Origin of the sequence: Sandaracinomonas limnophila, assembly GCF_004005965.1 — a bacterium.
Taxonomy (GTDB): domain Bacteria; phylum Bacteroidota; class Bacteroidia; order Cytophagales; family Spirosomataceae; genus Sandaracinomonas; species Sandaracinomonas limnophila.
In genome coordinates this window covers 278,641-292,046 of sequence record NZ_SACY01000001.1, presented here as the reverse complement: position 1 = coordinate 292,046, position 13,406 = coordinate 278,641, and the positions used below count along the sequence as shown (strand labels likewise).

The 13,406-nt window shown below is 37.6% G+C and carries 11 protein-coding genes; 2 read left to right on the top strand and 9 right to left on the bottom strand.

Translation table 11 applies throughout. From position 1 onward, the window contains the following. Positions 1–8 precede the first annotated feature (8 nt). The 8 genes from EOJ36_RS01280 to EOJ36_RS01245 all read right to left on the bottom strand — a co-directional run bounded on the left by EOJ36_RS01280 (position 9) and on the right by EOJ36_RS01245 (position 9,103). A complete protein-coding gene (locus EOJ36_RS01280) occupies positions 9–1,088 on the bottom strand; it encodes a dipeptidase (protein WP_127802207.1) in 1,080 nt (359 codons plus the stop codon). Continuing rightward, complete coding sequence (locus EOJ36_RS01275) at positions 1,085–1,837, bottom strand: SDR family NAD(P)-dependent oxidoreductase (protein ID WP_127802206.1); 753 nt, start codon at positions 1,835–1,837, stop codon at positions 1,085–1,087. The genes EOJ36_RS01280 and EOJ36_RS01275 overlap by 4 nt, the downstream gene beginning before the upstream one ends. Continuing rightward, positions 1,837–3,561 (bottom strand): IlvD/Edd family dehydratase, encoded by a 1,725-nt coding sequence (locus tag EOJ36_RS01270; protein ID WP_238944372.1) that lies wholly within the window; start codon positions 3,559–3,561, stop codon positions 1,837–1,839. The genes EOJ36_RS01275 and EOJ36_RS01270 overlap by 1 nt, the downstream gene beginning before the upstream one ends. Further along, on the bottom strand, positions 3,548–4,180 hold the full coding sequence (locus EOJ36_RS01265) for a hypothetical protein (RefSeq protein WP_127802205.1): 633 nt from the start codon (positions 4,178–4,180) through the stop codon (positions 3,548–3,550). The genes EOJ36_RS01270 and EOJ36_RS01265 overlap by 14 nt, the downstream gene beginning before the upstream one ends. After that, positions 4,167–5,321, bottom strand: a complete 1,155-nt coding sequence (locus EOJ36_RS01260) for a MalY/PatB family protein (RefSeq protein WP_127802204.1) — start codon at positions 5,319–5,321, stop codon at positions 4,167–4,169. Before EOJ36_RS01260 ends, EOJ36_RS01265 begins: the two co-directional genes overlap by 14 nt. Then, positions 5,318–6,031, bottom strand: coding sequence for an N-acetylmuramoyl-L-alanine amidase-like domain-containing protein (locus tag EOJ36_RS01255; protein WP_164847804.1), 714 nt, complete (start codon positions 6,029–6,031; stop codon positions 5,318–5,320). Before EOJ36_RS01255 ends, EOJ36_RS01260 begins: the two co-directional genes overlap by 4 nt. A gap of 71 nt (positions 6,032–6,102) precedes the next feature. Beyond that, complete coding sequence (locus EOJ36_RS01250) at positions 6,103–7,425, bottom strand: MFS transporter (protein WP_127802202.1); 1,323 nt, start codon at positions 7,423–7,425, stop codon at positions 6,103–6,105. 7 nt (positions 7,426–7,432) lie between these two features. Next, on the bottom strand, positions 7,433–9,103 hold the full coding sequence (locus tag EOJ36_RS01245; protein WP_127802201.1) for an alpha-amylase family glycosyl hydrolase: 1,671 nt from the start codon (positions 9,101–9,103) through the stop codon (positions 7,433–7,435). A gap of 116 nt (positions 9,104–9,219) precedes the next feature. Here EOJ36_RS01245 and pgmB point away from each other — a divergent pair, with 116 nt between their 5' ends. Both pgmB and EOJ36_RS01235 read left to right on the top strand, forming a co-directional pair. Then, positions 9,220–9,870 carry a beta-phosphoglucomutase gene (pgmB, locus tag EOJ36_RS01240; RefSeq protein WP_127802200.1) on the top strand — a complete coding sequence of 217 codons (651 nt, stop codon included), beginning with the start codon at positions 9,220–9,222 and terminating at the stop codon, positions 9,868–9,870. Positions 9,871–9,952: 82 nt separating this feature from the next. Beyond that, a complete protein-coding gene (locus EOJ36_RS01235; RefSeq protein WP_127802199.1) occupies positions 9,953–12,217 on the top strand; it encodes a family 65 glycosyl hydrolase domain-containing protein in 2,265 nt (754 codons plus the stop codon). Between the two features lie 170 nt (positions 12,218–12,387). Here the strand turns inward: EOJ36_RS01235 and EOJ36_RS01230 are convergent, their stop codons facing one another. Then, positions 12,388–13,377, bottom strand: coding sequence for a fatty acid desaturase (locus EOJ36_RS01230; RefSeq protein ID WP_127802198.1), 990 nt, complete (start codon positions 13,375–13,377; stop codon positions 12,388–12,390). Positions 13,378–13,406: the final 29 nt, after the last annotated feature.

Here is a 13,406-nt window from a genome sequence, read left to right as displayed (position 1 = left end):
CATAACCCTCATTTCCAAACCCTCCTCAAAAACCTCAAAAAATTCCCACTACAAATCCCATCCACATCATCATCTGAAAACCCTCTTTTCAAAAGTAATTCTGGAAGTTTCTGTAAATCGGCAATGGTTTCGATGTCTGCGGGACACTGCTCTCTGCCAAATCCTCCATCTAAGTCGGTGCCGAGACCAACATGCTGGGTGTTGCCAGCTAAATCGCAGATGTGAACGAGGTGGTCGATTAGGATTTCGAGCGTGACATTCATGTTCTGTGGAGTGGATTTGCCGCGTTCCCAATTCGGGACCATCATCCAGGCATCGAGCGGCATGCCGATGAAGGCGCCGCGAGATATGATTTCTTTGAATTGCTCGTCTGAAAATTGTCGGTTGTGGTTGACGAGCGCTCTTGCGTTTTGGTGACTCGCCCAAACAGCCCCGTGGTGATGCTCCATGGCTTCCCAAAAACTGTCGTCACATAAATGAGTGGCATCTAATATGATGTTCAATTCCTCCATTTTGTGCAAAAGGGCCTTACCTTGTGGACCGAGCCCGCCTGTGGCATTGGTGCCTTGGGCATATCTGCCGGGACCATAATGCGCGGGTCCTATGGCTCTAAGGCCATTTTGGTAAGCGATATCTACATATTCTACACTGACAATGGAATCAGCTCCTTCCAAACTTAACAAGTAACCTATTTTCTTTTTTGATTCCTTAGAATGGTTCCAATCTTGTAAATGATTTTCCAATTCGCTCAAATTGCGAATGGGGGTCAATTCTCTTAAACTTTCTAAGGCTTTGTAATAGGCCAATTGTCCTTGCGTTTGCGCCCAGGCTTGCTCGGGTGAGTGCCAACCGGGTAAATCGGATCCGTGTTTTACATAGCGTGCAATTTGCGTGGCTACAACAATGCCGATGTTACCATTTCGCAATTCGTCTAAGGAGACCACTGCATTGCCACGATCGGGTTTATCGGTCATTCCGACTTCTCGTTCGTTAATATCCTGTATGCTGGCTCTTAAATCGCGATTCCATTCCAAAGCATTCATGCTGAGGTCTAAATGGGCGTCTATGAGTAAGGGTCTATGTTTCATGAGTTGGGAGGAATGCCCACACTGGTCCAGCCGCCATCTACTACCAAGGCCTGACCTGTTATGTGTTTACTTTGTTCTGAAAGGAAAAACAAGACTGCCTCTGAAATGTCTTGCACAGTGGCGGGTTTGCCCAATGGCGTTATTTCCGACCAATTGTTTTGATACTGGCTATCGGACTGGGTTCTTTCGGTTAAGGTAGCCCCAGGAGAAACGGCATTGATGCGAATTTGGAAAGGAGAGAGGTCAATGACCAAATTCTTCACCAATTGATTCAATGCGGCTTTTGTCATGCCATATGCTGCCAAATTCGGATGCGCAATGTGTCCGGTTACGGATGATATTACGACCACCGATCCTGGTAATTTTTTATCACGTAAATGACTGGCAATTTTTTGGATCAAAAAGAAGGTTCCTTTGATATTTACTTCTAAAATGGCCTCTAAAGAAGAGGGTTGATAGCTCCAAAAATCACCAAACGTTGTAATTCCGGCATTGCAAACCACTCCATACAAATCGCCTGGAGTATTGTTTAGTTCAATATCTAAAAATTCCAAAAATTCATGGGAGGCTGCATTTGAAGAAATTACACTAAAATTCACAAAACCCTCTTCATTCAATTGTTTGGCAGCAAGTACCAATAAATCAAAATCAAGGTCATTTAAAATAACAAAATGACCCTGATCCAATAAATCTTTGGCTATTTGAAAACCAATGCCTTGGGCAGCGCCGGTAACAACAAATTTTTTCATTAGTGCGAATCTCTGGTTACCGTTGAACCTGAACCACCCACTAAAAAGTCCATATCTGCACCCACATCGGCTTGTTGCACGCGATCGATGTATAAACTCACATAGCCACGATCCATTTTAGGAGCTTGTAAAGGATGCGCTTGTTTTCTTTTCGCCAATTCCTCGTCTGAAACTTCCCAGTTGATGCTTCTATTTTCCACATCGATAGAGATAAAATCACCATTCTGCACCCAATTCAAGGGTCCACCTGCAGCAGCTTCTGGAGATACGTGCAACAACACGGTTCCAAATCCGGTGCCGCTCATACGACCATCCGAAATACGCACCATGTCTTTTACTCCTTTTTCCAATAATTTCTTCGGAATTCCCATGTTACCAACTTCTGCCATACCGGGATAGCCTTTAGGTCCCACGTTTTTCAAGACCATTACCGAGTTTTCGTCAATGTCTAACTCAGGTGTATCTATACGTGCGTGATAATCTTCAATATTTTCAAACAAAACTACTTTTCCGCGATGTTTGAATAGTTCCTTACTTGCCGCTGAAGGCTTCAAAACAGCTCCATTGGGAGCTAAATTGCCACGAAGAACTGCAATGCCAGAATCTTTTTTAAAGGCTTTATCGAAAGTTGAAATGATTTTATCGTCGTAAATAGGAGAGTTGGCGATGTTGTCTGCAACCGTTTTACCATTCACCGTTTTGATATTCAAATGTAAATATTCTTTCATTTGCTCCATCAAGGCTGGTAATCCACCGGCATAGTACAAATCTTCCATAAAATGCTCACCAGATGGCTGCACATTAGCTAAAAGCGGAATGGATTTTGAGAATTTATCGAAATCATCTAAATGCAAATCAACACCAATACGTCCGGCAATGGCCAATAAGTGAATCACAAAATTGGTCGATCCGCCCGTCGCAGCATTTACGCGAATAGCATTTTCAAAAGCTTCACGTACTAATACTTTGGATAATTTTTGGTCCTCACGTACCATATCTACAATGCGTCGACCTGATTCCTGCGCCAAGACCTTTCTTCTCACATCAGCTGCTGGAATGGCTGCGTTTTGTGGTAATGACAAACCCAAAGCTTCCACCATAGTTGCCATGGTTGAGGCAGTACCCATTACGGCACAGTGTCCTGGCGTTCGCGCCATACAAGCTTCTGCTTCTATGAATTCTTTTTGTGTTAATTCACCCAATTTATAGGCTTCTGCAAATCGCCATACATCTGATGTACCAATCTCTTTTCCTTTAAACTTACCCTTCATCATCGGTCCGCCAGAAATCACCAAAGTAGGTAAATCCACTGAACAGGCACCCATCACCAAGGAAGGAGTGGTTTTATCGCAACCGCACATCAAGACTACACCGTCTACTGGATTGGCGCGGATCGATTCTTCCACGTCCATACTGGCTAAATTGCGGTACAACATGGCGGTAGGTTTGATTAAGGTTTCACCAAGCGACATCACTGGAAATTCCACTGGAAATCCACCTGCCTCAATAATTCCTTTTTTAACAAATTCGGCTAATTCCCTAAAATGGGCATTGCAAGGGGTCAATTCAGACCAGGTGTTGCAAATACCAATCACAGGTTTTCCTTGAAAATAATCATCGGGAATACCTTGATTTTTCATCCAAGCTCTGTAAATAAATCCGTCTTTTCCGGTCTTTCCAAACCACTGTTTCGAGCGTAAATTCAAATCGTTATCGTTTTTCATAGTCTAAAGTTTTCTTTAATACAAAGCTTTTATCTAGTCCAAAAGCGTAAAAACATTTTCTAAATCCTTCGGGAAAATCAGAATTTGCATCTCCCGAAAATTTAAAATCTCTTACAAGTAAACCTTTTTCCAAATAAAGGCTATCATTTCCTATATAGCCTATTCGTTGCCGACCTTTTACTTCTGGAAAATTTAAAGGAATTAATTTAGCCTTTTTCAATTGAAATCCCAAGACTTTGACGCCTTTATTTTCTTTGAAAAACAACCAAAATTCAGGCAATTCATCAGTATTTAGGTCGGAAGATAGAAGGTATTGAAATCCCTTGGTAGAAATACTTTGCTCCAAAAGCAAATTATCCAAAGTAAACACTTTCAATTTCCCATCCTGAAATTCGGCTTTATAATCACCGATATGCGTAGTTGAACCAATAGTAGATTCCGTAGAGGTGGTGTCGATGAACTGACTTATATTTTTATCAATAGATTGATTAGAATCTACTGGAATACTTGATTCAAAGGTTTCTTGATGCTCAATTTCCTCCATTTCAAGAATGAATTTCAGGAGATACCCAAAACTTAAAAGTAAAATGGTGCCAACAAGTATTTTAATTAGTTTCATTCAATACATTTTGCATGATTTGAATTGCCTTTTGCACATTGGATTTTGTTGTTGCTAAGTTTAAGCGAACCGCATTTTTTCCTAAAAATTGTTCCCCGCGCAAAACATGTAAACCTGCCTCAAATAATTTCTGTTGAAAATCGCCCAAGGAAGGATCAAATTCCACCCAAGCCAAGTAGGTACCTTCCAAAGAAACCATTTTCAGTCCTTTTGATTCTGCAACAAATTCATTTAACATTTGATGGTTAATTTGCACATAATCAAGCATTTGACTTAACCAGGTTGAACCAAATTTCAAACAAGCCTTTTTCATTTCAATCGCGTGTCGTGACAACATCGGTAAAAATCCAAAGGTATGTTTCAAAAACTCATTTCTAACTTGCGGATCTGGAATAATAGCCACGGAAATACCTAATCCAGCCGTATTAAAGGCTTTTGTAGTCGCAAAAAAGCTGATTGAGTCATTTGGACTATTTCCAAAATTATTTCCGATGCAAATATGATCAGATTGTGGAAACAAGCGAATATCCGCATGAATTTCATCTGAAATGATTTTGCAATTATATTTCTTGCACAAGGCAACAATTCGGTCAATTTCGGTTTGATTAAACACCGTACCGCCCGGATTATGTGGATTACAGAATAAAAAGACATCTGCACCTTCTTGCAATCGTTGTTCCATTTCCTCAAAATCATAGGTCCAACGACCTTCCACTTCAAGCATTCCAAAAGTTTTCAAAGGCTTATTTAACCATCCAGCCACTAAATGGAAAGGGTGATACACAGGAATGGAAGTTAAAATTCCTCTTTCAGCACTAGCAAAGGCAGCGCAAGCAGCTGTAATACCTGGAACAATTCCCGGAATCCACACTTGCCACTCCAATTCGGTATCCCAATGATAATCTTTTTTCAGTTTATCTTGCATCAAGGATTTCAATTCCTCATCGGGAAGAGAATAACCAAAAACACCATGCTCAGTCACCTTGTTTAAGGCCTCAATGATTTCATCGGCAATCTTAAAATCCATATCTGCCACGGGCATGGGTAACATTTCTTTCCCCACTGGATACGTTGCATTATCCCATTTATAACTACTGGTTCCTTTGCGGTCGATTACTTCGTCGAAATTGTATTTTTTCATGGCAGATTGAGGTGGTAAATTTGAATACCCGGAAAGGATGAATGCTTGTGCATGTATTCCTCTAAACTTTCTGGAGAAACAATTACCTTTTTATATTGTTGTGATGCGTGTAAAACGTGCCAATTTTTCCCTTTTTTAACCAAAAATCCCACATGGTGATAATCCATGTTTTTATTATTGGTTACAAACAACACCAAATCGCCTTCTTGGATTAAATGTGATATTTTTGGTATTGATTTGGTAGGAAAATAGTTCAAATGAGCGTTACTGAACTGTTTTTCCATGTGTTCAATGGAATCGATGGAAATTTGGTAACGATGTTTTTTTAAATGTTCTGAAAGTACATCTAAACTTTTGGGACTTGAAACCTCAAATTTGGATTCGCGGACTTGACTTAAATAACCAGACTTTTCTAATTTTTGAATGGTAGAAGAAAAATAATGATTACGGTTTTCATAAGTAATACGACCCGGGTGAAAATAGCGAACTTTGATCAATTGATTGATATAAGAAGAATCAATTCCTTTGGAAGTGTACAAGGCAAACACGTTGTCAAACAAAGTCACGCAGTCAAATCCACTTAAATCAGTAATTAATTGTTCTGGATTTTCTTTTGTAAGTGCAAAAGCTACATAAGGCTTGCCTAAAAAATATTTTGCAAGCTGTATATGATTTTGCTGTTCTCTAGCTTCCAGAATGTGTTTTCTCAAATCAGGCGAAATAATTTGCGCTGAAAGGGTAAAAGAGAATAAGGAAAAAATTAAAAAGGATTTTATAAATTTCATTTGGTTTTTTCTTTGATCATTAGGACGGATATTGCCCCAAAAATAAAGAAAATTCCAGCCATTACAATTGCATAAATCGCATTTCCTGCATAAAAATGTTTGACGATGGGTCCACCAATGATACCATTCACAATTTGTGGCATGGTAATGAACAAATTAAATATTCCCATGTACACACCCATTTTATTGAAAGGAATAGAACCTGCTAAAATAGCATACGGCATGGCCAAAATACTTGCCCAAGCCATTCCAACGCCAACCATACTCCAAATTAATAGATTCGGATCTTTGATAAAATAAATCGAAATCAATCCAATTCCACCCATTATTAGAGAAAAAGCATGTGTTCCTTTGTTACCTATCAAATTTGCAATTTTTGGCAAAAACATTGCATAAATCGCAGAAACCGCAGAATAAACCCCGAAAATAATACCTACCCAGTTACCAGCCGTTTGATATTCCGAAGAGCTGTGGTCATCCATGGAAAGTCCATACACATGATGCGCGATAGCAGGAGTGGAGAACACCCACATCGAAAACAAGCCAAACCATGAGAAAAATTGCACCAAGCCCAATTGTTTCATGGTTTGAGGCATTTCTTTGATGTAATTGAATACAGAACCTAAAGAATCATGCACTGAATCTTCAACTGAATAGCCCATTTGCTCACGTTCTGCAGGAGAATATTCTTTGGTTGAAATGATGGTCCATAAAATGGCCCCTATGAAAACTGCGGCCCCAACATAAAAGGAATATTGCACATTGGCAGGAATTTGTCCTTCTGGGGCATCCTTTGCAAATCCTAAATAATTAGCAAAAATGTACGGCAACCAAGAACCAGCAACAGCCCCAATACCAATTAAAAATGTTTGAACAGAGAAACCTAAAGTACTTTGTTCCTCCGGTAAATTATCTGCCACTAAGGCTCTAAATGGCTCCATAGCCACATTGAAAGAGGCATCCATCATCATTAGAATACCTGCACCCACCATCACAGGAGGCAAATAGGCTGCCAATGCACCAGAATGCGGAAAAAATAAGAGGGCGGTAGCTGCGATGATCGCACCTGTTAAAAAGAAAGGTTTTCTTCTGCCTAAACCATTCCAAGTTCTATCCGAATAAAATCCAATAATCGGTTGAATGATCATTCCAGTTAAAGGAGCTGCTAACCAAAACCAGGACAATTGTTCCACATCCGCTCCAAAACTTTGTAAAACACGAGAAGCATTACCATTTTGAAGGGCGAAGCCAAATTGAATTCCCAAAAAACCAACACTCATGTTGATGATTTGTCCTAAACTAAGTTTTGGTTTGTTCATTGTTCAATTATTTAAGGTTTAGTATCATCACAGAATTAGCAGGAATCTTAATTTCCTGACCTTTTACTTGGGCTTGTTCCCCGACATTAGGCGCAATCCAATATTTCTTTTTGGTCAAATTTATTTGATTTCTTTGCATCATATCCATGGCTAAGGCAGGAATTTCAATTGAAAATTGTTTTGTCTGATGCGCATCAAAATTACAAATCACCAAATTGGCTTCTTTCTCTGTATACCTCAAAAAGGAATACACCTTTTTGTGATCATAGTTTGCACCTTGTGCATATTGTAAATCGAAAAATTTACCAGAAGTAAAAACAGCTTCTTTTTGGGCAAATTTCATCAAATCCACATAAAAATCATCTAAGGCTTTTTCTTCTACGGTCAATAAATCTTGATTAAACTTTCCATCATTCATCCAACGTTGATGTGATTCAATTCGATAGAAATCGAACATCGAAGTTCGGTCATCTGCCTGATTAAATCCCTCTTTTTCCGTTGCTTTTTCACCAAATTCCTGACCATCATAAATCATCAGGGGACCATCGTGCAACAAGGCTGTTACTGCCATTCCAGGGATAGTCGACCATAAATTATTTTTAGCAAAAGAAGGCGTATTGATTCGTTGCTCGTCGTGATTTTCCAAAAAGCGAAGCATGTGTTGAGCAAAATCACCCGACTCATGTTGCCAAACCTTGGTAATATCCTCAACAGTTGCATATTCCTTGTTTTCCATCAAACGACGAACCGCATCATACAATCCTACTTTATCGTATAAATAATCAAAACCTCCCTTGAAAATGTATTCTTTGTACATAGCAGGTTGATAAATTTCTGCCACAAAAATCAAATTCGGATTTTGCGCTTTTGTTTTCGAAATGGCATGCTCCCAAAACTCAACTGGCACCATTTCTGCCATATCACAACGGAATCCGTCTACTCCTTTAGAAGTCCAATAGGACAATACCTCTGTCATTTTGTTCCAGGTATCTGGAATCGGATTAAAATGTGTTGAATTGTGATTTTGTAAATCGACCCCATAATTCAATTTTACTGTCTCAAACCAATCATTGATGGAAGGACGCGCATTGAAAACATTATTCCCACTTACTTTTGCAGGAATTTCAACGTAAGGAATGGTAGACTTTACAGGAGAATTAACTCCCTCTGGAATACTAAATTGAGTACCAGGGAGGTAATAAAAGTTATTATTGGGGTCAAATGATTTAGAAACATCATCATTCGCTCCAAAATCTACAATTACCTTTGGTTTTTTATCTGAATAATAGTTTCTGGCCAAATGATTGGGTACAAAATCAATGATTAATTTTAAACCTTCTTGATGGATACGGTCCAACATTGCTTGAAACTCATCTAATCGATTTTCAGGCTGATCGGCAAAAAACGGATTTACATCATAATAATCCTTAATGGCAAAAGGGGAGCCACTTCGGCCCTTAACTACATCCGGATGATCTAAGGGAGATCCATATTTCGACATATCCTCCATGGTGGCATGTTCGATTAACCCAGTTGCATAAATATGGGTTATACCTTTCTTTTTAAGAGCTTTTAAGGCTTTAGAAGATACATCTTTGAATTTGGTTACACCATTTTCTTGGAGCGAACCATTTTCAATAACAACTTTATTAGGATTACCCCAAAGATGAAACATCATTTGGTAGATAACGAACTTATGCGAAAAAAGAGAGTGTAGCACTGTTTTAAATACTTTTTTAGAATTTGTAAAAGTAATAATTTTACGTTTTGATAAAAATTTTAAAATTAAAATACATGAAATACAAAGCTTGTTTGTTTGATCTTGATGGTGTGTTAGTAGATACTGCCATTTACCATTTTAAGGCATGGAGAGCTCTGGGACAAAATTTTGGCTATCAATTGACAGAAGAGCAAAATGAGCAATTAAAAGGTATTTCTCGAGTTGAATCTTTGGATAGAATTTTAAATTGGGCGGGAGTTCAAGCATCTGAAGAAGATAAATCTAAATGGCTTATTGAAAAAAACGAGCATTATTTGGAATTAATTTCTCAAATGAATCCCAATGAAATTTTACCGGGAGTTAGTGATTTTTTGGATCAAATAAAAAAAGAAGGTTATTTAATTGCCTTAGGTTCTGCTTCAAAAAACGCAGAAATAATACTAAACAAAACAGGATTAATGCATTGGTTTGATGCAATTATTGATGGCAATAAGGTAACTAAAAGTAAACCCGACCCAGAAGTGTTTTTAAAAGGTGCTGAGGCATTGGGAGTGAGTCCGGCTGAATGCATCGTTTTCGAAGATGCGGTTGCTGGAGTAGAGGCAGCCAAAACAGGAGGGATGAAAGCTGTTGGAATCGGAGAAGTCTCTGTTTTAAATCAAGCAGATAAAGTTATTTCAAGCTTTGAAGGGATTTTAAGTAAAGACCTTTTAAATTTTCAATAAAACAGTTTAGCACTCTGCTAATCATTTGTGCGAACCTTCTTATTTTTGAAATTAATCATAAGCCATTTAATTTTATATTTAAGTGAAACAGTATCTACAACACAATCCTTGGAAAATTATTGAAGACTCCTTCCATCCAGAATTTAACGAAATAACAGAATCAGTCTTTTCATTAGGGAATGGTAGAATGGGACAAAGGGGAAGTTTTGAAGAAACCTATTCAGGAAAAACACTCCAAGGAAATTATGTGGCTGGTGTTTATTATCCAGACAAAACACGTGTTGGTTGGTGGAAAAATGGTTATCCAGAATATTTCGCTAAAGTATTGAATGCTGCCAATTGGTTGGGATTAGAAATTTCAATTGATGGTATTGTTGTTGATTTACATACTGCCAAAATTTTAGATTTTTACAGAGAACTGGACATGAAAGAAGGTTTCTTGTTTAGAAAATGTAAAATTGAATTAGCAAACGGTAATATAGTATCAATTGTCTCTAAAAGAATCAATTCGATGGCCGATGATGAGTCGGTTGCCTATTCTTTTTCAATCACAGCTGAGAATTTTTCATCCAAAGATGTTAAAATAAAAGCTTTCATTGACGGAGATATTTCCAACAAGGATTCCAATTATGGAGAGAAATTTTGGGAAGAAGTTAAAACAGGTTTTGGACAAAATAGTTCCTTTGTTTGGTCTAAAACATTAAAAACTGGTTTTGAAGTTTATACAGGTCAACTAATTAAACTCTTTGTTAATAACCAAATTCAAGACTTGCAGGCTGAAAAAATTCAACAAGTAAAATATACAGGATTAAATTATTCGATTTCTTTGAACCAAGGAGATGAATTAACAATACAAAAATTTGCAGTTAATTTATCATCCGAAAATCACAAGGTTTCCACTTTTGAACAAAAAGGCCAAGATTATTTAAATCGAATTGCTGAAAAAGGATTCGAACAAATGGTCAAAGATCATTCAGTAGCTTGGGGAAGAAAATGGGCAATAAACGACATCATTATTGATGGCGATATCGCTGCACAACAAGGAATCCGTTTCAATATTTTTCAATTGAATCAAACTTATACCGGAGAAGACGAGCGATTAAACATTGGCCCAAAGGGCTTCACTGGTGAAAAATACGGTGGGTCTACTTATTGGGACACTGAAGCCTATTGTGTACCTTTTTATTTAGCCACGGCCCCTCAAAAAGTTGCCAAAAATTTATTGATTTATCGTTGGAAGCAGTTAGACCGAGCCATAGAAAATGCTGGAAAATTAGGTTTTTCTAAAGGTGCAGCTTTGTATCCGATGGTTACGATGAACGGTGAGGAGTGTCATAATGAATGGGAAATTACTTTTGAAGAAATTCACCGGAATGGAGCGATTGCATATGCGATTAAAGATTACGTAGATTATACAGGAGATCGCAAGCATTTGGTAGAGTATGGATGGGAAGTATTAGTGGGTATTGCTAGATTTTGGGCACAACGCGTTAATTGGTCGGAAGACAAACAAAAATATGTAATGTTGGGGGTAACAGGACCCAATGAATACGAAAACAACGTAAACAACAACTGGTACACGAATTACATTGCTACTTGGTGTTTAAAATATACCTTAGAGGTTTATCAAGAAATTTTGAAAGATTTCAATTCAGAAGCCAATCAAAAAATTTCTTCAACCAACTTTACGCAAGCAGAAATCACTCAATTTGAGCATATTGTTTCCAATATGTACTTCCCAAGAGATGAAAAAAGGGGAGTATATTTACAGCAAGATGGTTTCTTAGATAAGGAATTGATTCCCGTAAGTGGAATTCCTGCAGGACAACGTCCAATCAATCAAAATTGGTCATGGGATAGAATCCTGCGTTCGGTGTACATCAAACAAGCTGACGTATTACAAGGAATTTATTTCTTTGAAGATGATTTCTCGTTAGAGGAATTGGAAAGAAATTATAATTTTTATGAGCCGTTTACAGTACATGAATCATCTTTAAGTCCATGCGTACACAGTATATTAGCTGCGAAATTGGGCAAAGAAGATAAATCGTATGAATTTTATAACAGGGCTGCTCGTTTAGATTTAGATGATTATAACAACGACACAGAAGACGGCTGTCACATTACTTCGATGGCTGGGACATGGATGTCGATTGTGAAAGGATTTGGTGGAATGAAGGTAAAAAATAACCAATTACACTTCAAACCATTTTTACCAAGTCATTGGAATTCTTATGCTTTTAAGATTAATTTCAGAGAGACGCAATTGGAAGTTAATGTTGGAAAGAAAGGAACAGAAATTAAAATATTATCAGGTCCTCAAATTGAGGTTAAGGTTGAAAGTTGAAAACCTCACGCTTGGCTCTGCCAAGTGTGCAATATAAATTGAACATTTTGTTCGATAAAATTCATTGAAACTACAAGTTTCAATCATAAATTTCTTTTTTGAAACTACAAATTTCAAACATAGTATGCACTCAGCAGAGCTGAGCGCAAGACTTACCTATTACCTATTACCTAATCCAAGTCTGGAGTAGAAGTATCCGTCAAAGGAACCCCACCTCTTTCTTTACGAGCAATTCTGCTAAATAAGCCTATTTCTTGTTGGAATAAGAAGGTGAAGAACAATTTCACAAAAGAAGTATGGTACTTCAAATTATCATAATATTCTGGCGCCATCGCCTTTAATTTTGGTAAATTATTCCAAGGCACTGAAGGCATATCATGGTGCTCATTGTGGAATCCAACATTCATATTAATTCCGTTCAATGGACCATAATAACTAAACGTTTCCTGGTTTTTATCTAACACCAAATAATGTTCTTGAATCCAACGAGCACCTAGTGGATGAAAACCTACTGAAAATAAAAAGCTTAATCCCATATAAGCCAAAGCAGGCCATCCCCAAAAATAAACGATTGCGACATCGAAGGCTAATTGACAAATAATATTCATTATTACATATCTATCAAAAACAGCCAATTCAATACAACGAATGGTACGAATAGCCTGAAAAAACGGATATAATAGCAACCAAATAGCTTTTCCAATAAAGTAATTATTGATCAATTTTGCTTCCCAGTAATCGGGTAAATCGGCATCTAATTCATGTACACCTTGAAAGGCATGATGTTTCAAATGGTAATTTTTAAATGATATGGCTGTTGGTGCTAAAGAGGGAAAATTTGCGATGATCCCTGCAAAAACATTCCAAGATGTTTTTTTGAAAATCAAATTATGAGATGCCTCATGAATACAAACAAAAAGCGTATGAGTTGGAAATGCACCAAAAACCCAAGCTGTTGCGATTATCAACCACCAAGATTGATCCTTTAAAAAATAAGCGACAGCTATTTGAACACCCACGCATGCCAAAATCCACCAAATAGTATTTGGATTTTTTCCAATCAATTTCTTAACCTCTGGGTGGTTTTTAATAATTTCTCTAGTTCTTTTACGGTGTGGTTCAGAAGTTTCTACCCAATTAAAATCAGTCGGATGTGACATATTTCTAGCTTATTTTTTATGCAATTTAG